Genomic DNA, 23,344 nt, shown 5'->3' with positions numbered 1-23,344 from the left:
CGAGCGGAACCCCGCTCATTTGGTTACTCTGATGCGGACGGACAGTCGATGGGGTTCCACCAAATCTCTCGTCCCGTCCTGGGACAGGTACGCACCACGGCCGCGGTCCCGCCCGAAAACCGGCGCCACCGCGTCCGAGCTGCCCCCGTCCATGCGGTTACGCGACACAAAGGAGTGCGCGGTGACATCAGAGACCATCACGAAGCGCGAGCAGCGCCCGGCGGAACGTACCGGGACTGTCCGGCCCGAGAAGCTCCTCAATCTCGACGTCTGGGCCAGGTCGGCCCCGATCAGGCTTGCGGGCTACGAGGACGACCTCGCCGAGCCCCACATCCTGCAGGGGATCGACTGACCGCTGCACGCACGCCCCAACGGCCCGCTCCGCATCCGGAGCGGGCCGTTCGCGTGGTGCGGACAGGGCTTTCGCCGGCCAGCTGAAATCGTCAGGCATCCGATGTCTGGTGGAGGATTATTTCTCCACGCCGCTTTCTGTGCTGTGAAGTGTATTGACAGGCACTCGTCATGCTCCAATCATCGGACCTTATGACCGAACTTCCAAGACGCCATGTACTCGGAATGACGGCGGGGGCGGCAGTCGGCGCCGCCCTGCTCGCCCCGGCCACGGCCGACGCGGACACCGGCACGCAGGGGGCCCGGACCCCCGGTACGGGAACGGCGGTTCCCGGCGCACCAACGAAAGGCGGCTGGGGGCAGGTTCCGGCCGCGGTCCCCGTACCGCTCGACCAGTGGTTCGACAACGACGGCATCGACACCGCGGACGCCCGCGGCGGCGACTTCGACGGCTCCGGCTACACCTTCCCCGGCGAGGAACTGCCTTCCGGCGCCGTGCAGTTGAACGGCATCGCATTCGATTTCCCGGCCGCGACCGCAGGGGCCAAGAACAACGCCGTCGCCCTCGGGCAGCGGCTGGACCTGCCCCGGGGGCGCTATCTGTCCGGGGCGTTCCTCGTCGCGTGCAGTTACGGGGAGGCGTCAGGTCAGGCGACCCTGCACTACGCGGACGGCTCCACCGGCACCGCGGGTCTCGGCGGACCCGACTGGTACACCGGCAGCGGTCCGCTCTCCGCCCCCTACCGCTACACCTCGTCCGGCGCGAAGGATCAGCATCAGGTCGTCATCGGGGTCTCCGAACTGGCAGTGGACGCCGCCCGGGAACTGGTGGGGATCACCCTGCCGAAGACGAATCCGGCCGAGGCCAACAAGGCGTCACTGCACGTCTTCGCCCTCTCGCTGCAGCCGGCGGCGGAGGGCCGCGCGCTGGCCGTACGTGACGCCCACTCCACCACCAGCCTGCTCGACTCGGGCGCCCAGAGCATCGAGGCCACCGTCGTCAACGCGGGCACGGTCGCCGTGCTCGGCTCCGACGCCCTCACCCTCTCCGTCGATGTGCAGGGCGCCCGTACGGTCGATCCCGCCCGCGTCCCGCGGCTCGCCCCCGGCGACCAGGCGAGGGTCCGGATCGGTATCCGCAGCAAGCCCGGGGTCAAGCCGGGCACCGCGCGCGACGGCCGCATCGTGGCGCACGGCCGCGGCTCCGACGCGGCCACGGCGGCGAGCAGGCTCACCCTCGGTGTGCCGGAGTTCGAGGCCACCGACGCCTCGCTCTCCACTCACCAGGCGCCGTACTGGTTCCAGGACGCCAAGTTCGGGATCTTCATCCACTGGGGTGTCTACTCGGTGCCCGCCTGGGCGCCGGTCGGCAAGCAGTACGCCGAGTGGTACTGGAACCAGATGCAGGACCCGAACAACCCCACGTACGCCCACCACCGCGATGTCTACGGCGAGAACTTCAACTACGACGACTTCATCCCGAGGTTCACAGCGGAGAAGTTCGATCCGCGCTCCTGGGTCGAGCTGTTCCGGGACGCCGGAGCGCAGTACCACGTCCTCACCTCCAAGCACCATGAAGGCTTCGCGCTGTGGGACACCAAGGTCTCCGACCGCAACGCCGTGAAGATGGGGCCGAAGCGCGACCTGGTCAAGGAGCTGTTCGACGCCTCCCGCCGGTACGCGCCGGAGCTGCACCGGGGGCTGTACTTCTCGATGCCCGAGTGGTTCAACCCGGACAACCCCTGGAGCGGGCAGCTCTATCCGCCGCGCAATCCGTACACCCTGGAGCCCGTCCCGTACACCGGCTACACGGCGGGCAAGGACTACATCAAGGACTACCAGGCCCCGCAGATGCTGGAGCTGATCCACGGATACGACCCCGAGGTGCTCTGGTGCGACATCGGCGGGCCGAACGACAGCCACCGGGTGATGGCCGAGTACTACAACAGCGCCAAGGACCGGGCCCGGCCGATCGGGGTCGCCGTCAACAACCGGTCCGGCATCGGGCCGCACGACTTCACGACCCCCGAGTACGCGACGTACGACTCGATCGTCACCGACAAGTGGGAGGCCAGCCGGGGGCTCGATCCCTACAGCTACGGCTACAACCAGGCCACCCCCGACAGCATGTACATGTCGGCGGAGGAGATCGTGCACACGCTCATCGACACATCGAGCAAGAACGGCAACTTCCTCCTCGACATCGGGCCGCGCGCGGACGGCACCATTCCGGAGATCATGCAGAACAGGCTGCGGCAGACCGGCAAATGGCTGGAGGTCAATGGCGAGGCCATCCACGGCAGCACCTACTGGGCGCGGATGCCCCAGCTCGGTGACGATCTGCGCTTCACGGTCCGGCCCGGCAAGGCGTTCTACATCCACTCGCTGGTCCGGCCGGGCGCCACGCTGACCGTCGAGGCGCCGGTGCCGATCCGCAGCGGGGACCGGGTGACCATGCTCGGTTACCGGCGGCCGCTCACCTGGCGTACGAGCGGGGACAAGCTGGTGATCGACGTACCCGCGGGTGCGCGCTCCGCCGGCGAGTACGCCTGGGTCTTCAAGGTCGAGCAGAGCAGGTAGCCGCACCGGGGCCCGCCGGGGTTCCGACCCCGGCGGGCCTTTCCCTTTTCGCCCTTCCCGACCCGCCGAAAATAGAACAACCATTCCCTTCTGAGGTGGTGAGACCTCTCGAAGAATTGGACAAACCATGACAGAGTGATCGCATGGTTGAACGGGCAGAGGGCGCCCTGTCCCTACCGGCGGACTGGCCCGCCCACCCCGATCTGAGTCTTGCCCTCAACCGCATGGGCGGCTTCGACTGGGATCTCGACACCGGGCTGATGCACCTCGATCAGGCCGCCCTTGACGTGTTCGACCTCTACGCCGACGAGTACGACGGCCGTCCGGCGACGCTGGCCCGCCGGGTGCCGCCCGATGAGTCGACCCGGCTGGACGCCATGGTGTCCCAGGCACTCAAGAGCGGGGCCACCTTCTACGGCGCGTACTTCCGCATCCGCCGCCGCGACGGTTCGCTGCGGTGGACCCATACGCAGGGCGCCGTCCGGCGTGACGTCTCGGGCCGGCCGCACCGGATCATCGGCATCGTCAGGCACGCGGCCCAGGAACTCGCGGACGCCTCGGTCCGTATCGCCCTGGACGACGAGGGGCGCCGGAGAACCAGCGTCGTCGAGGGCACCACCGCGGCCCTGGCCCATGCCCGTACCGTCCAGGACGTCATCGATGTGCTCAACGACGCTCAGGGACTCGAATACCTCGGCGCGACCAGCCTGGTGGTGGGGCTCGTCGACGGCGGGCGGATCCGGCTGGTCGCGGACGGGCCCGAGGGGAGCTTCGTGCCCGGCACCCGCTACACCCGGGTGGACGAGCAGTACCCGATGGGTGAGGTGATCCGGACCTTCGCGCCCCGTTTCATCGAGTCGGCGCACGACTTCGCCGTCTCGTACCCGGGGCTGTGGCCCCACATCAAGGGCCTCGGCATCACGTCGGCCGCCTATCTTCCCCTGATCGCGCAGGCCAGACCGATCGGCGCGATCGGCCTGCTCTACCGCGACAAGGTCGGCTTCAGCGCGGACGAACGCGACCTGCTGATCGCGCTCGGCAGCTCCATCGGGCAGAGCCTCCAGCGGGCCGTGCTCTACGAGCAGGAGCACGACCTGGCCCAGGGGCTCCAGCAGGCCATGCTGCCGCGCCGCATACCCGAGGTCACCGGCGGCCAGGTCGCGGTCCGCTACCGCTCCGCCGGGATGGGCCGTGACATCGGCGGCGACTGGTACGACGTGATCCCGCTGCCCAGCGGCAGATTCGGCATGATCATCGGGGATGTGCAGGGTCACGACACCCACGCGGCCGCCGTCATGGGCCAGCTGCGCATCGTGCTGCGGGCGTACGCCGCCGAGGGGCACAGCCCGGCGACCGTGATCGCGAGGGCCTCCGACTTCCTGCACGAGCTGGACACCGACCGCTTCGCCACCTGTCTGTACGCGGAGGTCGATCTGGCGACCGGAGTGGTCCAGCTGGTCCGCGCCGGGCATGTCGATCCGCTGCTGCGGGCGCCCGACGGCACCTGTCGCCGGGTGCCGGTGGACGGCGGGCTGCCGCTGGGGCTCTCGGCGGAGTTCGCCCGGCTCGACTACCCGGTCACCACCCTGGAACTGGATCCGGGCCACACCCTGCTGCTCTTCACCGACGGGCTGGTCGAGGAGCCGGGCGCCGACCTGGACGACGGGATGCGGCGGCTCGCCACGGTGGTCGAGCGCGGTCCCCGGGACCTGCAACTCCTCGCCGACCAGCTGTGCGAGGTGGCCCACGAGTGGAGTGGCCCCGACGATGTCGCGCTGCTCCTGCTGCGCAGACAGGGGCTGGACGCCCCGCAGAGCGGTGGCAGGCTTCAGCAGCACGTGGCGCAGTCCGACCCCGACGCGCTCACCGCCGCACGCCGCATGGTCCGTGCGGCGGTACGTGCCTGGGGTGCGGCGGAGCGCGCCGACGACATCGAGCTGGCAGCCGACGAGCTGATGACCAACGCCCTGACGCATACGGAGGGCGAGGCGGTGATCACCCTCAGAGTGCTCGCCCGGCCGCACCGACGGCTGCGGGTCGAGGTCGACGACTGCTCCAGCGCGCTGCCGCGCCGCCTGGACGCGGGGGAGACGGGGGTGTCCGGACGGGGCCTGCTGCTGGTGGACCGGCTCGCGGACCGGTGGGGGGTCGAGTCGCGGGGCGGCGGCAAGTGCGTCTGGAGTGAATTCGCGGTGCCGGAGAGGACGTCGATGTGAAGGATACCCAACGGTAACTGTCAGTATCGAGATCGTACTTGACCGTAACTGACCCATGGAGCTTGACTGCTGCTTCCCGGATGTCTGTCCATGACATCGCGGCACCGGCTCCCGACGACATCGAGGTTCTGTTGAGCTCCGAGCTGCTGGCCCCGCTTGATCTCGCGTTCTGGCACCTCGAATCCGCCGAGCACCCCATGCATCTCGGGGCGCTCGCGGTCTTCGGGCCCGGTCCCGCCCCGGGGCCCGGCCCGCAGGAGGTCATGGACCTGCTGGCGGAGCGCGCCGCCGCGATCCCCCGGCTGCGGATGTGCGTACGCCCGGTACTGCTGCCGCTCGGCGGCGCGGCATGGTCCGAGGACAGGCACTTCGACGTACGCCGTCATGTGCGGCACGCCGTCCTGCCCGACGGCGACTTCGCCACCGGGGCCAACCGGCTCGCGGGCGAGCTGATGGAACGGCCGCTGGAACGCGGGCGCCCGCCCTGGGAGATGTACGTCCTGACCGGACGCTCCGGCGACCCCTTCGCCGTCCTGGTCAAACTGCACCACGCGCTCGCCGACGGGATGCGGGCCGTGGCGATCGGGGCCGGGATCTTCGACCAGATCGCGGGCGGTCACGGCGCCGACGGCAGGAGGGCGCGTCCGGTGCCGCCGCGCTCATGGCTGCCGGGGCCCGGTCAGTTCGCGGGATTCGCCCGGGAGCGGATCGAGGAGCTGGGCCGGGCCGTGGGGATCGGTGCCTCCGTCATGCGGGCCAGCCGCATCGACCTGTGGGCCGGATCCGCACTGGCCGCCAGCTCCAGCGGCACCCGGCGGCTCGCCACCGCCGTGCTCGACCAGGACGACGTGCTGCGGGTGCGCAGGGAGGCGGGCGGCACCGCCAACGACGTGCTGCTCGCGGTGGTCGCGGGCGGGCTGCGCCGGTGGATGCTGGAGCGCGGTGAGCGGCTGCCCGGAGCCGATCCGCGGGCCCTGGTCCCGGTGTCCCGGCGCCGCCCCGGCTCCCCGCCCGGCTCGGCGAACAAACTGTCCGCGTATCTGCTCGGGCTGCCGGTCTCGGAACCCGACGCGTGGCGCAGGCTCGGCCGGGTCCGGGCCGCCATGGACCGCAACAAGGCGGCGGGGCCCGCGCGCGGCGCCGGTGCGGTGGCCGTACTGGCGGACCGGCTCCCCCCGCTGGCTCACCGGGTGGGAGCCCAACTGGCCGGGAGCGCGGCGCGGATGCTCTTCGACGTCCTGGTGACCAGCGTGCCGCTGCCGCGCTCCACGCTGTCGCTCGGCGGCTGCCCGCTCCGGGAGCTCTACCCACTGGCGCCGCTCGCGCACGGGCAGTCCCTCGCCGTCGCGCTCTCCGCCTACGGCGGGCGGGTCCATGTCGGCCTGGTGGCGGACGGCAAGGCGGTTCCGGACGCGGGACTGCTCGCCCAGTGTTTCTCGGACGAACTGGCCGAACTGCTGAAAGTGACGGACGAGAGATCATGCAAGGGTGTTGACGCCCTGAAGTGATCCGATGAATATTCGTGTCATGCGGCGCAACAAGATCGGAAACAGCACGGTCGACATCACCGAACTGTCCTTCGGGGCAGCCGGGATCGGCAATCTCTTCACCCCGGTGGACCCGGCGGAGGCCGACGAGGCAGTGGATGCTGCCTGGGAAGCGGGGATCCGTTACTTCGACACCGCTCCGCACTACGGGCTGGGCCTCTCCGAGCGCCGGCTCGGCGGTGCGCTGCGCGACCGGCCCCGCGCCGAGTATGTGCTGTCGACCAAGGTCGGACGACTGCTGGAGCCGGGGCCGGGTCAGGGCGACGACATCGGAAACGGGTTCGCCGTCCCCGCCACCCATCACCGGGTCTGGGACTTCAGCGCGGACGGGGTGCGGCGCAGCATCGAGGACAGCCTGACCCGGCTCGGCACCGACCGGATCGACATCGCCTATCTGCACGACCCGGACGACCACGCCGAAGACGCCTTCCGGCACGCCTACCCCATGCTGGAAAAGCTGCGCTCGGAGGGGATGCTCGGCGCGATCGGTGCCGGGATGAACCAGACGGCGATGCTCACCCGCTTCCTCCGCGACACCGATGCCGACGTGGTGCTCTGCGCCGGGCGCTGCACCCTGCTCGACCGGTCCGCCCTCGACACTCTGCTGCCCGAGGCGCAGGCGCGCGGCCGGAGCGTCGTCGTCGGAGGTGTCTTCAACTCCGGCCTGCTGGCCGACCCCAGGCCGGACGCCCCGTACGACTACGGGGCGGCGCCGGCCGGCGTCCTCGACCGGGCGCTGCGGATGAAGGACGTCTGCGGACGGTACGGGATACCTCTGCGCGCCGCCGCCCTCCAGTTTCCCCGGCGCCACCCGGCGGTGGCGAGTGTGCTCGTCGGCACCCGCTCGGCCGCCGAGGTGCGCGACGCGGCCGAGATGCTGCGGCTCGGCATACCGGAGGCACTCTGGGACGACCTCGCCGCACTGTGGGAGGGCTGAGAGCCGATGCGGATCATCGACGCGCACCACCATGTGTGGGACCTCGGCGTACGGGACCAGGACTGGATCACCGGACCGGAACTCGCCCCGCTGCGCCGGAACTTCACACTCGGTGACCTCGCACCGCAGGCCCGGGCCGCCGGCGTGGCGGCCACCGTCCTCGTCCAGACCGTCACCGTCGCCGACGAGACCCCCGAGTTCCTGGCCCTGGCCGGGCAGAGCGACCTGGTCGCCGGAGTCGTCGGCTGGACCGATCTCACCGACCCCGGGATCGCGGACACGCTCGCCGCGATGCGTGAACTGCCCGGCGGGGAGAGCCTGGTCGGCATCCGCCACCAGGTGCAGGGCGAACCGGACCCCGGCTGGCTGCTGCGCCCCGACGTCCGGCGCGGTCTCGCCGCCGTCGCGGCGGCCGGTCTCGCCTACGACCTGATCGTCCTCGACCACCAGCTGCCCGTCGCCGCAGCGGTCGCCGCGCAGGTCCCCGAACTCCGCTTCGTACTCGACCACTTGGGCAAGCCGCCCATCGCCGACGGCGCACTCCAGCCCTGGGCATCCGACATACGCGCCCTGGCGGCCCGCCCCAACACCGTCTGCAAGCTCTCCGGCATGGTCACCGAAGCGGGCGCGGACTGGACGGCGGACGGACTCCGCCCGTACGCCGACACGGTGCTCGAAGCCTTCGGCCCCGACCGGCTGATGTTCGGCTCGGACTGGCCGGTCTGCACCCTCGGCGCTTCCTACGGCGAAGTCGTCGACACCACACACCGGTTGACCGGCCGGCTCAGCGAATCGGAGCGTGCCCAGGTACTCGGAGCCACCGCCGCACGGATCTACGGCATCTGAGGCGCACACCCGGGCCGTACACACCGGGCCCCGTACATACCGGGCCGTACACTCCGGGCCATGCTGCGCGTACTGGCCGTGGACGACGAGGAGCCCGCCCTCGAAGAGCTTCTCTACCTGCTCCGCAGCGACCCACGTGTCCACAGCGCGGACGGCGCGCTGAACGCCACCGAGGCACTGCGCCGTATCGGTGACGCGCTCGGCCCGGGGGCCGACGAGGCGCCGGCCGTCGACGTCGTCTTCCTCGACATCCACATGGCCGGGCTCACCGGCCTCGACATCGCCCGGCTGCTCGCGGGGTTCACCCGGCCCCCGCTGATCGTCTTCGTCACCGCGCACGAGGGGTTCGCCCTCCAGGCCTTCGACCTCCAGGCTGTCGACTACGTGCTGAAACCGGTGCGCAGAGAGCGCCTCGCCGAGGCCGTGCGCCGGGTCGCCGAACTCGTCACCGACCGCGCGGCCCCCGTACTGGACGCCGCCGCCGACCAGATCCCGGTCGAACGTGGCGGTGTCGTCCGCTTCGTGGCCGTCGCCGACATCACCTATGCCGAGGCCCACGGGGACTACGCACGGCTGCACACCGCCGACGGCAGCCATCTCGTCCGCGTTCCGCTCTCCGCCCTGGAGGAGCGGTGGCGCTCACGCGGCTTCGTCCGGATCCACCGCAGCCATCTCGTCGCGCTGGACCGCATCGACGAACTGCGCCTGGACGCGGGCTCCATGAGCGTCCGGATCGGTACGGCCGAACTCCAGGTGAGCAGACGCCATGCCAGGGCGCTGCGCGACCGGCTCATGCGGCGCCCCGGCCGCTGAACCCCGCACGAGTGGTCCTTCGCCGTTTCCCTCCCGGCGGCTCGCCGCGCTGCGTACACTCCGCGCCATGTCCGCAGAGCCGCCACCCCGACGCGAGACGGTGACGGGCGAGCCCCGGCGGGTGCGGCCGCTGCCCCGCCACCGGACGCAGTCCGAGATCGACGAACAGACCGCGCTGGGCGACGCCTACGTACGCTCCCTGATGCGCGGTCAGCTCCGCGCCGGACTCGGTGCCTTCACGCTCGTCGCGCTCCTCGCCGGCACCCTGCCGCTCGCCTTCACCGCACTCCGCAGCGACCTGGCCGTCTGGGTCGTCCTGGGCCTCTGCGCCTACCCGTTGCTGGTGGCCGTCGCCTGGTGGTACGTGCGCCGCGCCGAACGCAACGAACAGGACTTCGCCCGTCTCGTGGAAGGCCGCCCCGCGCGGTGAGCCGCACGTACGCCGTGGTGGCGGTGGCCGTCGTCGTCCTCGCCACCGTCCTCGTCGGAGGCTTCGGCCTGCGGATCTCCCGTACGACGTCCGACTTCTACGTGGCGTCCCGCACCGTGGGCCCACGGCTCAACGCCGCGGCGATCAGCGGAGAGTACCTCTCCGCCGCCTCGTTCCTGGGGATCGCCGGACTCGTCCTCGTCCACGGCCCCGACATGCTCTGGTACCCGGTCGGCTACACCGCCGGATATCTGGTCCTGCTGGTGCTCATCGCCGCACCGCTGCGCCGCTCCGGCGCCTACACCCTGCCCGACTTCGCCGAAGGACGGCTTGAGTCACGGCAGGTCCGCGGCCTGGTCGGGGTCCTCGTCACCGGCGCGGGGTGGCTCTATCTGGTGCCCCAGCTCCAGGGCGCCGGGCTCACCCTGGAGATCCTCACCGGTGCGCCCGGCTGGCTGGGCCCGGTGATCGTCGCCGCGGTCGTCGTGCTCTCGGTCGCCGCGGGCGGAATGCGGAGCATTACCTTCGTCCAGGCGTTCCAGTACTGGCTCAAACTCACCGCGCTGCTGGTCCCCGCGCTCTTCCTGGTCCTCGCCTGGCAGGGCGACGGACGCCCGCGGGTGCCGTCCGTCGGACCCCAACTGGCCGTCGCCGCAGGCTTCGACCGGGCAGGACACCCGCTGTACGCGACCTACGGACTGATCATCGCGACCTTCCTCGGCACCATGGGCCTGCCCCATGTCGTCGTCCGCTTCTACACCAGCCCGGACGGCCGCACCGCCCGCCGCACCACCGTCGTGGTCCTCGCACTGATCGGCGCCTTCTATCTGCTCCCGCCGGTGTACGGGGCGCTGGGACGGCTGTACGCATCGGAGCTGTCCCTCGGCGGTGACGCCGACGCGGCCGTGCTTCTGCTGCCGGGCCGGGTGATCGGCGGCACCGGCGGCGCCCTGCTCGGTGCGCTCGTCGCGGGCGGGGCCTTCGCCGCGTTCCTCTCCACGGCCTCGGGACTGACCATGGCGGTCGCCGGTGTCCTCACCCAGGGGGCCCGCGGGGTACGGCACTTCCGCCTCGCGACGCTGCTGGCCATGGGCGTACCGCTCGGCGCCGCCCTGCTGGTCAGTGGCGTACCGGTCGCCGACGCCGTCGGGATGGCCTTCGCCGTGTCCGCCTCGTCCTTCTGCCCGCTGCTGGTCCTGGGCATCTGGTGGCGCCGCCTCACCCCGCCCGGCGCCGTCGCGGGACTGCTGCTCGGCGGGGGCTCCGCGCTGATCGCCGTCTCGGTCACGATGGGCGGGGGCGTGCCGCCGGGCTGGGCGCACACCCTGCTCGCCTGGCCCGCCGTATGGTCCGTACCGGTGGGCTTCCTCGCGATGATCCTGGTGTCGCTGGCCACCCCTGGCCGTATCCCGCCGGGCACCAGCGCCGCCATGGCCCGCTTCCATCTGCCGGAGGCGCTGGCCGCGGCCCGGGGCGGCGGCCGGTGAGCGGGGCCGCACTCGCCGCGCTGATCGTGCTCGGACCGCTGCTGGTGGCCGGCGGGTTCCTGCTCGGCCGGCGCACCCGCCCCGCACGCGGCAGCGGCGTCGGAACGCCCGTCGAGCACGCGACGTTCGAGACGCTGCACGCCGCGTCGCTCGCCGCCCCGCCGCTGCGGGCCGGGCTCACCGGGGAGAGCGCCCGCAAGGCCGCACGCCGGCTGCGCTCCCTGCTCGGCACCGACGCGCTCTGCCTCACCGACGGCGAGCGCGTCCTCGCCTGGGACGGCATCGGTGACCACCACCGCGCCCCCGTCATGGAGCAGTTGGGCGCCCTCCTGGAGACCGGCAGGGACCAGGCGTTCAGCAGTGCCTGCGACGATCTGGACTGCCCGCTGCGCTGGGCGGTGGCCGTCCCGCTGACCGTCGACGGCGGGGTGCTCGGCGCGCTCGTCGCCTACGCACCGCGCGAGTCGGCGGTGCTCGCCCGGGCGGCGGGGGAGGTGGCCCGCTGGGCCTCCGTACAGCTGGAACTCGCCGAACTCGACCGCTCCCGCACCCAGTTGATCGAGGCAGAGATCAAGGCGCTGCGGGCGCAGATCTCCCCGCACTTCATCTTCAACTCCCTCGCGGCCATCGCCTCGTTCGTCCGCACCGACCCCGAGCGGGCACGCGAACTGCTCCTGGAGTTCGCCGACTTCACCCGCTACTCCTTCCGCAGCCACGGCGACTTCACCACGCTCGCCGAGGAGCTGCACTCCATCGACCAGTACCTGGCCCTGGTGCGGGCCCGCTTCGGCGACCGGCTCGGTGTCACGCTCCAGGTCGCGCCGGAGGTCCTGCCCGTGGCGCTGCCGTTCCTCTGTCTCCAGCCACTCGTCGAGAACGCCGTCAAACACGGGATCGAGGGGGAGGCGGGACAGAGCCGCGTCACCATCAGTGCGCTCGACGCGGGGGCCGAGGCCGAGGTGGTGGTCGAGGACAACGGCGTCGGCATGGAGCCGGACCGGCTGCGCCGGATTCTTCGCGGTGAGGACGGGACCTCTTCCGGCGTCGGACTGCTGAACGTGGACGAACGGCTGCGCCAGGTGTACGGGGACGCGTACGGCCTGGTGATCGAGACGGCGCGCGGCGCGGGGATGAAGGTGACTCTGCGCATCCCGAAATACCGTGCGGGCGTGCACGGTTCGTGATCCCCGCGCCACAGGGCCACGGGACGGGTGGTGGACCGGCGGCTCGTGGCGCCCGGGTCACCCCCTGGCGCGTTCGATGCGCAGTGCCACGCCGTCGAGGAAGGTCGACAGGACCATCTCGAAGACTTCCTCGTCCTTGCGGAAGAGTTCGGTGAGGCGGGCCGCGCTCTGCTGGAGCAGCGGGAAACGGTCGGCCGGCAGCAGGCCGTACTTGACGGCCCAGGCGGTGTCGTCCTTGGCCTGGGTGTCGGCGTCGAGGACGAGGAACGAGGCGTTGGTGTGGATGAACGCCAGCGTCAGGTCCACGGCCATCCGGTAGCACTCGGCCGCCTCGATCACGGGCAGTCCGGCCTGGTGGAGTACTCCGATGATCTCCTCGACGCTCTCGGTCTCCGCCGGTCCGGCCGTGGTGCGTCCGGCGGCGAGTACCGCGAGGACCGGGCGGCGCAGGTAGACGGTGCGCAAGGCGCGGGCGGTGGCGGTGAGCCAGCCGCGCCAGTCCTCACGGCCGGGCGCGTCGGCGGCGGCGAGTTCCTCCGACTCCCGGACCAGCACTTCGCTGAGCGCCAGTACGAGTTCGTCCTTGTCGCGGAAGTGCCGGTAGACGGCGGTGGGGTCGGCGCCGAGCTCTTTGCCGAGCCGGTTGAAGGTCAGGACCGCACCGCCTTCGGGTGAGCACACGTGCAGCGCAGCCTCCAGGATCGACTCCCTGGTGAGGGCCGCCCTGCGTGTGCGGCCTGCTACCGCGGTCGGTTTGGCCTGACCCATCTGCGCTCCATCCGTCGGTCGGCCCCATAGGCGGCCGGGTTGATCCGATCGTAACCGAGCATCGTTGTCAACGCCGTTGACAGTGAGATTGACATCGGCTTTGCTGCTCGATCATCCGGCAGTGCCACTTCCCACTACGGAGGCCCCGTGCCCCGCGATCACCACTTCGCCGACCTGGTCTTCACCGGCGGCCCCGTCTACACCGTCGATCCGGCCCGCTCCTGGGCCGGCTCCGTCGCCGTCCGTGACGGCCGGATCGTGGTCGTCGGCCACGACCACGACGTCCGGCATCTCATCGGAGCGAACACCGAAGTCGTCGACCTGGCAGGGAAGTTGCTCCTGCCGGGATTCCAGGACTCGCATGTCCATCCGGTCCTCGCCGGGGCCGGTCTGCGCAGTTGCGCCCTGTACGACCTGGAGGAAGCGGATGCCTACGTCGACGCCGTAGCCGCCTACGCCGCCGCGTATCCGCAGCGCGAGTGGATCACCGGCGGCGGCTGGAGCATGGAGGCGTTCCCGGGCGGCACTCCGCACCGCTCCATGCTGGACGCCGTCGTCCCGGAGCGCCCGGTCGCCCTGCCCAACCGGGACGGACACGGCCTGTGGGCCAACTCCCGCGCCCTGGAGATCGCCGGCATCGACCGCGACACACCGGACCCGGCGGACGGCCGCATCGAGCGGGACAGCGACGGCGTCCCCACCGGGATGCTCCAGGAGGGGGCCGCCGACCTGGTGACCCGTCACATCCCGGCCATCACGGACGAGGAGTTCTACGAAGGCCTGCTCGAAGGGCAGCGCCATCTGCACGGCTTCGGCATCACCGGCTGGCAGGACGCCGCCGTCGGCAGCGGCTTCGGTCCCGGCGATGTGTACGGCGCCTACCTCGTCGCCGCCGGCCGGGGAACGCTCACCGCCCGTGTCCGCGGCGCCCAGTGGTGGGACCGGGACGGCGGACTCGAACAGCTCGCGGGCTTCGCCGACCGACGGGAGCAGGCGGCCGGCGCGGGGGAGGGGCGCGGACGGTTCCGGGCGGGGAGCGTGAAGATCATGCTCGACGGTGTCGCCGAGAACCACACCGCCGCGATGCTGGAGCCCTATCTGGACGGCTGCGGCTGCTCCAGCGGCGAGTCCGGGATCGACTTCATCGACCCGGGCAAACTCGCCGAGTACGTCAGCGAGTTGGACGCGGCCGGATTCCAGGTGCACTTCCACGCGCTGGGCGACCGCGCCGTGCGCAGCGCCCTGGACGCCGTCGAGGAAGCGCAGCGGCGCAACGGCCGGCGGGGGAACCGGCACCATCTCGCGCACCTGCAAGTGGTCCACCCCGACGACATCCCGCGCTTCCGGGCGCTGGGCGCGACCGCCAACATCCAGCCCCTGTGGGCGATGCACGAACCGCAGATGGACGAACTCACCATCCCCTTCCTGGGCGACCGCCGGTCCGGCTGGCAGTATCCGTTCGGCTCACTGCTGCGCGCCGGGGCGATGCTCGCGGCGGGCAGCGACTGGTCGGTGAGCACCCCGGACGTGATGCTCGGAGCCCATGTGGCCGTCAACCGGTGCGGGCCCGAGGACGGCGAACGGGTCTTCGGCCCCGAGGAGCGGATCGACCTGGGCGCCGCCATCGCGGCGTACACCGCGGGCAGCGCGCGGGTGAACCACCTGGACGCGGAGACCGGTTCGGTACAGACCGGCAAGTACGCCGATCTGGTCGTGCTGGACCGCGACCCCTTCGCGGGGCCCGCCCGGGACATCGGCCGCACCGGGGTGGACCGCACCTACGTCGAAGGCGTTCTCGTGCACGCCACTTCCTGACCTCACCGCGTCCTGACCTCACCGTCCTTCAGTAACCCTCCCTCCCCTTCGCCGTCCTACGGAGAGGCACCACCATGCAGATGAAGGCACCTATGAAGGCACGCCCGACCAGACGCGGCCGGCTGCGCGCCGCCGTCCCGGTCGCGGCCCTCGCGCTGCTCGCCACCGCCTGCGGCGGATCCGGCACACACGCCGACACCTCCGGCTCCCGCAGCAACTTCAGCGGCACGCAGGTCACCACCGCCCCCGGCAAGGGCAGGATCGGCAACCTCACCTGGTCCGGGGACTACCACGCCCCGTACTCCGAGGACCCGCTCAAGACCGCCGACTACCCGGAGGAGACCATCCTGGGCAATGTCTGCGAGCCGGTGCTGCGCACCGCGCCCGACTACAGCCTGCGACCGGGCATCGCCAAGTCCTGGAAGCAGCCCGACGCCACCCACCTGGTACTCGACCTGGACCCGCGCGCCGTCTTCAGCGACGGCCATCCGGTCACCGCCGAGGACGTCGCCTTCAGCCTGGCGCGCAACCAGGACCCCAAGGTGGCCAGCAATTTCTCCGACAGCTACGCCGACGTCAGCGCGATCAAGGCCACCGGCGCCGCCCAGGTCACGATCACCTTCAGCCGGCCCGACTACCTGTTCGTGCACGACCTGGGGGTACTGGCCGCCGCTGTCGTGGAGAAGGAGTTCGCGGTCAAGGCCGGGCAGCACTTCGGCAGCCCCGGCACCGGCGTGGTCTGCGCCGGTCCGTACACCGTCGGGTCCTTCGACGGCACCAACACCATGGTCCTCAAGCGCAATTCCCGGTACTGGGACCCGAGTCGGGCCGGCAAGGCCGACAGCATCACCTTCAAGTTCCTCACCGACCCGTCCGCGCTGGCCAACGCGCTCGCATCGGGCAGCCTCCAGGGCGGCTTCGACCTGCCCGCCTCCGCCATCGGCAAGCTGAGCAGGACAGCCGGCGGAAAGCTCTACGTCGGCGCCAAGGGATCCACGACCCAGAACATCGACCTGATCGTCACCCGGTTCACCGGCGGCCTGGCCGACCGGCGGGTGCGGCAGGCGCTGTCCATGGCCATCGACCGCAAGGCCATTGCCACCACCTTGTTCAATGGCGCAGCCGACCCGCTGTACGCGGTGGCGGGCCCCGGATTCTGGCAGGGCAGCCCCGCGAAGGCCACCTACTCCGCCGGATACAACAGCCTGGCCAAGGCTCCCGACGTGGCTGCCGCCACCGCGCTGGTCAAGCAGGCGAAGGCCACCGGCAAGAAGATCACCATCGGCTACGCAGCCGGGACCCCCAGCCAGGCCCAGCTTGCCCAGGTACTGCAGGAGACCGGCAAGGCCATCGGCCTGAACGTGAAGATCACCGGACTGCCGGATCAGCAGTACGGACAGCTGTTCACCGACCGCAAGGCCCGCTCCGCCTATGACTCGTTCCTGACGGTCAACTACCTGGAGTTCCCCGAGGCCGCCACGATGTACGCCAGCTACGCCACCGATACCGGCGCACAGAACTTCAACGGCTACTCCGACCCCACCGTGAAGCAGGCCCTGCTGCAAGCCCAGGGCGCCGTCAATCCGCAGGCGCGTGCGGCCCATGTGCTCACCGCGCAGAAGGTGCTGGCGCGCGATCTGCCGTGGATCCCTATCGTCGCGCCGCGCGCCGTGCTGTTCCAGAACAAGGCGGTCACCGGCGCGCCGCTGACCTTCTCCTACATGGCCTCCGCCTGGGCCGCGGCCATCGGTGCGCCCTGATGGGGCGCCTGCTGCTGTACCGCCTGGGCGGGATGGTCACCACACTGCTGCTCTCCAGCATGCTGGTCTTCGGCAGCCTCTACCTCGCTCCGGGCAGCCCGGAGAACGTCCTGTTCGGGAGCCGCGCGCCCTCTGCGGAGGCGCGGGCCGCGGTCCGCCACCAACTCCACCTCGACCAGCCTCTGTTGGTGCGCTACTGGGACTGGCTCACCGGGCTGCTGCACGGCGACCTCGGCCGCTCCATGGTCACCGGACAGCCCGTCAGCGACCGGGTGGGCGCCGGACTCGGCACCACCGTGCTGCTGGTCGGTCTGAGCATCGTGCTGGTGGTGCTGCTCGGGCTGACACTCGGAACGGCCGCCGCACTGTGGCCCGGACGGGTGGACGGCGCCGTCAACGCCATCACCTCGGTGTCGGTGACCGTACCGCCGTTTGTCGCCTCCACCCTGCTGATCTCGGTGTTCGCGGTACGCCTGGGCTGGTTCCCGGCGTCGGGAACCAGCAGCGGGCTGAGCGGGACCCTGCACGGCCTGGTGCTGCCGTCCTGTGCGCTCGCCCTGATCTCGGCCGGCTTCCTGGCCCGGATCACCCGCAACGCCCTGCGCGAACAGCTGGACCGCGAGCACGTACAGACCGCGCTGGTACGGGGCCTGCCGCGGCGGGTGGTGCTGCGCGACCACGTGTTCCGCAATGCCCTGCCGCCGGTGATCACCGCCGTCGGGCTGCTCACCTCCGGTCTGTTCGCCTCCACGCTCGTGGTGGAGTCCGCCTTCGCGGTGCCCGGCATCGGACAGCTCACCATCCAGTCGGTGGCGCAGAAGGACTTCCCCGTGGTGCAGGCCGTCGCGCTGCTGCTGGTCGGCGCGTTCGTCGTGTGCAACGCCGTCAGCGACCTGGTCCAAGCCCTGATCGACCCACGCCTGCGCACCGCGGGGAGGACCGCATGACCGCGCTCACCGATTCCACCGGCTCCGTCGAAGAGACCGCCGGCAGCCCAGCCGATACCGTACGGTCCGCCCCCGCGGCCGGCTGGTCGCGCAGGGCCCGCGCCGCCCTCGGCGTCTCCGGGATCGCGGCTGCCGCCTTCCTGCTGCTCGTCCTGGTACTCGCGGTCGCGGCGCCGCTGCTGGCGCCCACCGACCCCAACACCCAGAGTCTCCTGGACTCCTACGCCGCTCCGTCCGGCGCGCATCTGCTGGGCGCCGACGGCCTCGGACGTGACATCGCCTCCCGGCTCGTCTACGGCTCGCGCACCAGCCTGCTCGGGCCCGCACTCGTGGTGGCGGTCTCGCTGCTGATCGGCATCCCGCTGGCACTGGCCGGATCCTGGTACGGCGGAGCGGTGGACGCCGTCATCGCCCGTGTCTTCGACCTGGTGTACGCCCTGCCGGGGCTGCTGCTCGCGGTGCTCGCCGTGGCGCTGTTCGGACCCGGGCTCACACCGGCGGTCGCCGCGCTCTCCATCGCCTACATCCCCTTCCTCGGCCGGATCGTGCGCGCCGCCGCCCGCCAGCAGCGTGTCAGCCCCTATGTGGACGCGCTGGCCGTCCAGGGGTTCGGGACGCTGCGCATCACGGTCCGTCACATCCTGCGCAACATCACCCCGGTGGTGCTCGGCCAGGCCGCCATCGCCTTCGGCTACGCCCTGCTGGACCTGGCGTCGCTGTCGTATCTGGGCCTCGCCGTGCAGGCCCCTGGATCCGACTGGGGCGTCATGGTCAGCGACAGCGACGCCCTGGCCAAGGGCTACTGGCTCACCGTCATCGCTCCCGGGGTGCTGATCGTGCTGTGCGTACTGGCGCTCACCGTGCTCGGCAGCCGGATCAGCGGGGAGCGCCCCCAGCCGTATCTGCGCCGCCGCACACCCCGCCGCACTGCCCGAACCACCGGAGCCCTGTCATGACCGACACGACACCATCCCCACCACTGCTGGAAATCGCCGGCCTCAGTGTCCATCTCGCCGCGCAGGACACCCTGCGGCCGGTCCTCGACGGCATCGACCTCACCCTCGCCCCGGGCGAAGCACTGGGTCTGGTCGGCGAATCCGGCTCGGGCAAGTCGATGACGGTGCGTGCCGTCACCCGGCTGCTGCCGGCCGGGGCCCGCGCCGAAGGCGTCCTGCGCTTCGAAGGCCAGGACGTCGGCGCGATGGACGCCGCTGAGCTGCGCCGCTACCGGGACAACCGCGTCGGCATGGTGTTCCAGGACCCGCGAGCCCACATCAACCCGATCCGGCGCGTCGGCTCCTTCCTCACCGAAGCCCTGGTCCGCAACCGCGGCGTCAGCCGGAAGGACGCCCGGGCGCGCGCCGAGGCGGTACTGGCCGAGGTCGGAATCGACGACCCGGCCCGGCGGCTGCGGCAGTACCCGCACGAACTGTCCGGCGGCATGCTGCAACGCGTGATGATCGCTTCGGTGCTGCTGGCCGAGCCCCGGCTGATCCTCGCCGACGAACCCACCACAGCGCTGGACGTCACCATCCAGGCGGAAGTCGTGGGCATCCTGGACCGGCTGCGCCGTGAACGCGGCATCGGCATGGTCTTCATCACCCACGACCTGGACCTGGCACTCGCGGTCTGCGGGCGCGTCGCGGTGATGTACGCGGGCCGGATCGTGGAGATCCGCGCCGCCGACGAACTGCACCACCGCGCCTCGCACCCGTACACGCTGGGACTGCTGGGCTCGCGGCCGTCCATCGATGCCCGGATGGAGCGGCTGGACGCCATTCCGGGACGCCCGGTCTCGGCGTTCGAAACGGGTCCGGGCTGCGCGTTCGCCGACCGCTGCGCGCATGCCCAGGACATCTGCCGGCGCAGCCGCCCGGAGCTGCTGCCCTTCCAGGACGGTCTGGTGCGCTGCCACCGGGTCGCCGAGATCTGCGCCGAGGAGGCGAGCGCATGACCAGCGCCGTACAGCACCAGCCCGACCGGGCCGCGGCCGACGCGGTCTCCGTTCACGGCCTGGGCAAGGTCTTCAAAGTGCCGGACGGCAACGGCGGCCAGACCCGCCACACCGCTGTCGCGGACGTCGACTTCACCGTGCCGGCCGGCGGTTCGCTCGGCATCGTGGGGGAGTCCGGGTCCGGCAAGACCACCATCGCCCGGATGCTGGTGGGCCTGGAACGCCCCACCAGCGGGACCATCACCGTCCTGGGACGCGACCGTTCCCGGCCGGGCCGTGGCGCCGCCGAACGCCGCCGCAGGGCACGGGAGGCGCAGATCGTCTTCCAGGACCCCTACACCTCTCTGGACCCCACGCAGAGCGTACGGTCCGCGGTCGAGGAGGTGCTGCGCCACCAAACGGACCTGACGGAGCCCCAACGTGCCGCCCGGGTGGATGAGCTGGTGGACCAGGTCGGACTGACAGCCCGTCAATCCAACGCCAAACCCAAGGAGTTGTCGGGTGGTCAACGCCAGCGGACGGCCATCGCCCGCGCTCTCGCGGCCGAGCCGCGGGTACTGATCCTGGACGAGGCGGTCTCCGCGCTCGATGTCTCCATCCAGGCGCAGATCCTCAATCTGCTCGCCGACATCCGGGCCGAGACCGGGATCGTCTATCTGCTGATCTCCCACGACCTCGCGGTGGTCAGGCAGTTGTGCGACAGCGCGCTGGTGCTGCGGCGCGGCCGGGTCGTGGAGCAGGGCAGCTGCGCGCAGGTACTGGACGCCCCCGCGGACGACTACACCCGCGCCCTGCGCGCGGCCGTCCCGACACCCGGCTGGCGGCCCGGCGGGTGAGGAACGCGCCTCAGAACAGATGGATCGCCAGATGGCCCAGCGGCAGCCCCAGCTGCCAGGCCGGGGTCCACACCCGGGGCTCGTCGTCCCGGCCCGGCACCGCTCCCGGTGTGACCGCGTCGAGATCGGCCGCGAACAGCTCGGTGTCCTCCAGCCACCGCCAGGCCGCCAGAGCCAGCGGCAGGTCGGGCCCCTGCCCGCCCGCATCCACCAGCTCCCCGATGCGGCGGCACACCCACTCCCGCCAGCGGGCGTCGTACGCGGTGAGTGACAGCCATTCGTCGAGCCGCGCCACCACCCGCGCGCCGCCGACCGGGCCGTCGGAGAGGAAGACGGTCAGCGCCAGCGCGTCCCGTCCCGCCTGGTACTCGATCGTCGTCGGCGGCATGAGATCGCCGGTCCGCAGCAGTTCATCCGCGATGTACTCGGCGTACATCCAGTCCATCGGGACCAGTAGTTCGCCACCACTGGTCCCGTTGGTGCTCTCGGGACGCATCCCGTCTCGCCTCTTTCGTCTCTCGGCCGGGCAGTTCTCCGACTCGTCGGCAGGCGCGCCGTCAGACGCTCCACGGAGCATTGAACCCGTGCCGGGAGCCCCACGTGGCCATAAACCCAGGATTCACCGGACGGCGCCCTGTGGACAGGGAGGACCGGCTTCCGGCGGGCCCGGCTTCCCGGCGGCTCAGCGGACCCCGTCCGGATAGCCGGGCAGGCTGCGGCCCAGGGCGCGCAGGGCGTAGTACGCACGGGACTTGACGGTCCCCGCCGGAATCCCGAGCGCCGAAGCGGCCTCGTGCACACTCAGCCCGCGGAAGTAGATCTGCACCAGCACCTCCCGGTGTTCCGGGCTCAGGGTCCGTACCGCCTCACGGACATCGAGGGCGGCGGCCGACCGCTCGGCGGGATCGCCGTGCGTGGCGGCGGATTCCAGCAGCCGGTCGCTCACCTCGGCCGGGCGCGCCAGCCGGGATCTGCGGGCATCGATGGCCAGCCGCCTGCCCACCGTGAACAGCCAGGGCCGTATCGACTCGTACGGACCCTCGAAGGCCTCGGGGTGCTGCCAGGCACGCACCAGGGTCTCCTGCACCAGGTCCTCGGCGCGCTGCCGGTCTCCGTACGTCAGACGCAGCAGGAACTGCAGCAGCGCACCGCCGTGGCTGCGCTGGAGTTCGAGGAGATCCCGCTCGTCCGTTCCGCGGCGCGTCTGTGTGGAGGTCACCTCCGTATACGAGCGCAGCACGGCGGGGAGGGACAGCGGCCGGGCACGGCTCTGCGGCGAGCGGTTGAACGGTGCGACGAACGGCACGGTGAACGGTCGGCGTGCGCGCCGGGCTCACCGGGCTGTGCCCTGCGCGGGTTCTGCGCGACCTTGGAGGAAGCCGGTTACGGGACGACGGTGACCGGCCAGCGGCCGGCCTTGACCAGCCGGACGGCCACCGATCCGATGATCCGGTGGCCGGCCGACTCGGAGGCCCCGACCACCACGGCGTCCGCCTTGAGCTCGTCGGCCGCGGTGACCAGACCGTTGTACGGATCGCCGCGGAAGGTGTGGAACTCCCAGCGCACGGCGAATATCTCCTTGACCCGCTCGGTCGCGGTCCGGATCTCGGCGACCAGTGCCTCGGCGATCTCCCCGGTGGTCTCTCCGACCGGGGCCCCGAGGGACACCCCGGCGGAGAGCACCGGCTGCACGTACACGATGGCGAGCAGGGCGTTCTGCCGCCGGGCGAGTCCCGCGGCGTACGAGGCGGCCCGGAGCGACGGCTCCGATCCGTCGATCCCGACCACGATCACCTTGGGACCGTCTGTACCGCGTTCGAACTGGTGAGGCTGCTGATCTGTCACGCCGAGAGGTTATCGCTCCGGCGTTCGGGCTCCTATTTTCGACCTTTCCGGGGCTCCCGAAGCTCCCGAGGCCCCTGGGGCTTCCGGGGCTATTTCGAGGCGTGCGGGAAGAGGTCGAGGAATGGACCGGCCGTGGCGGAGATGACGCCCCGGCCGAATGGCGCGTCGAAGTCCCAGATCAGGAAGAGCAGGAAGGCGATCAGCGCGCTGAAGAGCCCGGCGAGCAGCAGCTCCTTCGGGGAGCGCCGGATCTGCAGGGTGAAGATCAGCCCGACGGTGATCACCGCACCGGTGATGAGACCGAACCAGACGACCCCCGGCATCGTCGCCTGCGCGCTCTGCGCCCGTGAACTGCGGGCGTCGTCGGCCGCGGCCACCTGGTCGACCAGTGGCTGGTAGGCCTCCCCCTCGTGATCGTTCGCGGGCTTGTAGTCGGTGACGTCCCGGCGTACCTGGTTGAGGAGTTGCGCACCCCGGTCGGTGAGGTCGCCGTGCTCGCCCATGTGCTTCCACTCGGTGTCCAGAACGTAACTGACATAGGTCTCCACGTCGTTGTGGATGCGCTGATGGACAGCGGGCGGATAGACGGCCGAGCGGGCGTCGACCTCGTGCAGGGCCTGGGCCTCCGTACGGACGGATTCCTGGGCGGCGCCGAGGCCCTCCCAGACGCCTGCGATGGCCAGGCCCAGCACGATCGCGTAGATCACGCCGATCATCATCGTCATGTACTCGATGACGTCGGGGGTCTCCGACGGGTCGTCGTCCTCGGGGATCCGGCGGTTGCTGAGCAGGGTGATGGTCAGGACGACGGCACAGGCGGCCGCCATCGCGAGAGTGAGAACAAGCCATTCCGACACGGGTGTCTCCGTCGGTGAGCGGGCGGATCAGCGGGAGGAGCGCGGGCGCAGCACGGCCACGGCGAAGACGGCGGGAGCCGTCACCAGAAGCATCAGCGTGACGATGGGCGGCCCGGTGTGCGGCTTCTTCCGCACGGGGGCCTTGTAATCCGGGAGGGCCACGGGCTTCGG

The 23,344-nt window shown here is 71.1% G+C and carries 21 protein-coding genes; 16 read left to right on the top strand and 5 right to left on the bottom strand.

All coding sequences use genetic code 11. The features are described from left to right. Positions 1–181: 181 nt before the first annotated feature. The 10 genes from OG385_RS00445 to OG385_RS00400 all read left to right on the top strand — a co-directional run bounded on the left by OG385_RS00445 (position 182) and on the right by OG385_RS00400 (position 12,391). On the top strand, positions 182–352 hold the full coding sequence (locus tag OG385_RS00445; RefSeq protein WP_266850733.1) for a hypothetical protein: 171 nt from the start codon (positions 182–184) through the stop codon (positions 350–352). Positions 353–543: 191 nt separating this feature from the next. Continuing rightward, complete coding sequence (locus OG385_RS00440) at positions 544–2,931, top strand: alpha-L-fucosidase (protein ID WP_266850731.1); 2,388 nt, start codon at positions 544–546, stop codon at positions 2,929–2,931. 143 nt (positions 2,932–3,074) lie between these two features. Continuing rightward, the gene (locus OG385_RS00435) at positions 3,075–5,147 is read left to right on the top strand and encodes a SpoIIE family protein phosphatase (RefSeq protein ID WP_266850729.1); all 2,073 of its coding nucleotides are present in this window, start codon (positions 3,075–3,077) and stop codon (positions 5,145–5,147) included. A 131-nt stretch (positions 5,148–5,278) separates the two neighbouring features. Beyond that, positions 5,279–6,655: a wax ester/triacylglycerol synthase family O-acyltransferase gene (locus OG385_RS00430; protein WP_266860523.1), complete on the top strand. Its 1,377-nt coding sequence runs from the start codon at positions 5,279–5,281 to the stop codon at positions 6,653–6,655. A gap of 19 nt (positions 6,656–6,674) precedes the next feature. Continuing rightward, positions 6,675–7,631: an aldo/keto reductase gene (locus OG385_RS00425; RefSeq protein ID WP_266860521.1), complete on the top strand. Its 957-nt coding sequence runs from the start codon at positions 6,675–6,677 to the stop codon at positions 7,629–7,631. Between the two features lie 6 nt (positions 7,632–7,637). Next, positions 7,638–8,477 carry an amidohydrolase gene (locus OG385_RS00420; protein ID WP_266850727.1) on the top strand — a complete coding sequence of 280 codons (840 nt, stop codon included), beginning with the start codon at positions 7,638–7,640 and terminating at the stop codon, positions 8,475–8,477. 60 nt (positions 8,478–8,537) lie between these two features. Continuing rightward, on the top strand, positions 8,538–9,290 hold the full coding sequence (locus OG385_RS00415) for a LytTR family DNA-binding domain-containing protein (RefSeq protein ID WP_266850725.1): 753 nt from the start codon (positions 8,538–8,540) through the stop codon (positions 9,288–9,290). A 67-nt stretch (positions 9,291–9,357) separates the two neighbouring features. Next, positions 9,358–9,720 carry a hypothetical protein gene (locus OG385_RS00410; RefSeq protein ID WP_266850723.1) on the top strand — a complete coding sequence of 121 codons (363 nt, stop codon included), beginning with the start codon at positions 9,358–9,360 and terminating at the stop codon, positions 9,718–9,720. Next, complete coding sequence (locus tag OG385_RS00405) at positions 9,717–11,207, top strand: cation acetate symporter (RefSeq protein ID WP_266850721.1); 1,491 nt, start codon at positions 9,717–9,719, stop codon at positions 11,205–11,207. Before OG385_RS00410 ends, OG385_RS00405 begins: the two co-directional genes overlap by 4 nt. Next, a complete protein-coding gene (locus tag OG385_RS00400; protein WP_266850719.1) occupies positions 11,204–12,391 on the top strand; it encodes a sensor histidine kinase in 1,188 nt (395 codons plus the stop codon). Before OG385_RS00405 ends, OG385_RS00400 begins: the two co-directional genes overlap by 4 nt. A gap of 57 nt (positions 12,392–12,448) precedes the next feature. Here the strand turns inward: OG385_RS00400 and OG385_RS00395 are convergent, their stop codons facing one another. Beyond that, positions 12,449–13,159: a TetR/AcrR family transcriptional regulator gene (locus tag OG385_RS00395; RefSeq protein WP_266850717.1), complete on the bottom strand. Its 711-nt coding sequence runs from the start codon at positions 13,157–13,159 to the stop codon at positions 12,449–12,451. Between the two features lie 147 nt (positions 13,160–13,306). On the opposite strand from OG385_RS00395, the gene OG385_RS00390 reads away from it, so the two are divergent. The 6 genes from OG385_RS00390 to OG385_RS00365 all read left to right on the top strand — a co-directional run bounded on the left by OG385_RS00390 (position 13,307) and on the right by OG385_RS00365 (position 20,471). Beyond that, on the top strand, positions 13,307–14,974 hold the full coding sequence (locus tag OG385_RS00390; protein ID WP_266850715.1) for an amidohydrolase: 1,668 nt from the start codon (positions 13,307–13,309) through the stop codon (positions 14,972–14,974). A 92-nt stretch (positions 14,975–15,066) separates the two neighbouring features. Next, the gene (locus OG385_RS00385; RefSeq protein WP_266850714.1) at positions 15,067–16,734 is read left to right on the top strand and encodes an ABC transporter substrate-binding protein; all 1,668 of its coding nucleotides are present in this window, start codon (positions 15,067–15,069) and stop codon (positions 16,732–16,734) included. Beyond that, on the top strand, positions 16,734–17,681 hold the full coding sequence (locus OG385_RS00380; RefSeq protein WP_266850713.1) for an ABC transporter permease: 948 nt from the start codon (positions 16,734–16,736) through the stop codon (positions 17,679–17,681). Before OG385_RS00385 ends, OG385_RS00380 begins: the two co-directional genes overlap by 1 nt. Beyond that, the gene (locus OG385_RS00375; RefSeq protein WP_266850711.1) at positions 17,678–18,637 is read left to right on the top strand and encodes an ABC transporter permease; all 960 of its coding nucleotides are present in this window, start codon (positions 17,678–17,680) and stop codon (positions 18,635–18,637) included. Before OG385_RS00380 ends, OG385_RS00375 begins: the two co-directional genes overlap by 4 nt. Further along, the gene (locus tag OG385_RS00370) at positions 18,634–19,635 is read left to right on the top strand and encodes an ABC transporter ATP-binding protein (protein WP_266850709.1); all 1,002 of its coding nucleotides are present in this window, start codon (positions 18,634–18,636) and stop codon (positions 19,633–19,635) included. Before OG385_RS00375 ends, OG385_RS00370 begins: the two co-directional genes overlap by 4 nt. Continuing rightward, a complete protein-coding gene (locus tag OG385_RS00365) occupies positions 19,632–20,471 on the top strand; it encodes an ABC transporter ATP-binding protein (RefSeq protein ID WP_266850707.1) in 840 nt (279 codons plus the stop codon). The genes OG385_RS00370 and OG385_RS00365 overlap by 4 nt, the downstream gene beginning before the upstream one ends. 10 nt (positions 20,472–20,481) lie before the next feature. Here OG385_RS00365 and OG385_RS00360 read toward each other — a convergent pair whose 3' ends face one another. The 4 genes from OG385_RS00360 to OG385_RS00345 form a co-directional block, all read right to left on the bottom strand. Then, the gene (locus OG385_RS00360; RefSeq protein WP_266850705.1) at positions 20,482–20,967 is read right to left on the bottom strand and encodes a hypothetical protein; all 486 of its coding nucleotides are present in this window, start codon (positions 20,965–20,967) and stop codon (positions 20,482–20,484) included. A gap of 186 nt (positions 20,968–21,153) precedes the next feature. Continuing rightward, on the bottom strand, positions 21,154–21,690 hold the full coding sequence (locus tag OG385_RS00355; RefSeq protein ID WP_266860519.1) for a sigma-70 family RNA polymerase sigma factor: 537 nt from the start codon (positions 21,688–21,690) through the stop codon (positions 21,154–21,156). A gap of 164 nt (positions 21,691–21,854) precedes the next feature. Continuing rightward, positions 21,855–22,316 carry a universal stress protein gene (locus OG385_RS00350; protein ID WP_266850703.1) on the bottom strand — a complete coding sequence of 154 codons (462 nt, stop codon included), beginning with the start codon at positions 22,314–22,316 and terminating at the stop codon, positions 21,855–21,857. A gap of 89 nt (positions 22,317–22,405) precedes the next feature. After that, positions 22,406–23,173 (bottom strand): DUF4239 domain-containing protein, encoded by a 768-nt coding sequence (locus tag OG385_RS00345; RefSeq protein ID WP_266850701.1) that lies wholly within the window; start codon positions 23,171–23,173, stop codon positions 22,406–22,408. Positions 23,174–23,344 lie beyond the last annotated feature (171 nt).

The sequence above is a fragment of the Streptomyces sp. NBC_01306 genome (genome assembly GCF_026340465.1).
In the GTDB taxonomy this organism is placed as follows: Bacteria; Actinomycetota; Actinomycetes; order Streptomycetales; family Streptomycetaceae; genus Streptomyces.
This window is presented reverse-complemented; position numbering and strand designations above follow the sequence as displayed.

Coding starts and splice junctions, on each gene's coding strand:
- OG385_RS00440 (WP_266850731.1), top strand. CDS start 544: ATGACCGAACTTCCAAGACGCCATGTACTCGGAATGACGGCGGGGGCG.
- OG385_RS00435 (WP_266850729.1), top strand. CDS start 3,075: ATGGTTGAACGGGCAGAGGGCGCCCTGTCCCTACCGGCGGACTGGCCC.
- OG385_RS00425 (WP_266860521.1), top strand. CDS start 6,675: ATGCGGCGCAACAAGATCGGAAACAGCACGGTCGACATCACCGAACTG.
- OG385_RS00420 (WP_266850727.1), top strand. CDS start 7,638: ATGCGGATCATCGACGCGCACCACCATGTGTGGGACCTCGGCGTACGG.
- OG385_RS00415 (WP_266850725.1), top strand. CDS start 8,538: ATGCTGCGCGTACTGGCCGTGGACGACGAGGAGCCCGCCCTCGAAGAG.
- OG385_RS00410 (WP_266850723.1), top strand. CDS start 9,358: ATGTCCGCAGAGCCGCCACCCCGACGCGAGACGGTGACGGGCGAGCCC.
- OG385_RS00395 (WP_266850717.1), bottom strand. CDS start 13,159: ATGGGTCAGGCCAAACCGACCGCGGTAGCAGGCCGCACACGCAGGGCG.
- OG385_RS00385 (WP_266850714.1), top strand. CDS start 15,067: ATGAAGGCACGCCCGACCAGACGCGGCCGGCTGCGCGCCGCCGTCCCG.
- OG385_RS00380 (WP_266850713.1), top strand. CDS start 16,734: ATGGGGCGCCTGCTGCTGTACCGCCTGGGCGGGATGGTCACCACACTG.
- OG385_RS00375 (WP_266850711.1), top strand. CDS start 17,678: ATGACCGCGCTCACCGATTCCACCGGCTCCGTCGAAGAGACCGCCGGC.
- OG385_RS00370 (WP_266850709.1), top strand. CDS start 18,634: ATGACCGACACGACACCATCCCCACCACTGCTGGAAATCGCCGGCCTC.
- OG385_RS00365 (WP_266850707.1), top strand. CDS start 19,632: ATGACCAGCGCCGTACAGCACCAGCCCGACCGGGCCGCGGCCGACGCG.
- OG385_RS00360 (WP_266850705.1), bottom strand. CDS start 20,967: ATGCGTCCCGAGAGCACCAACGGGACCAGTGGTGGCGAACTACTGGTC.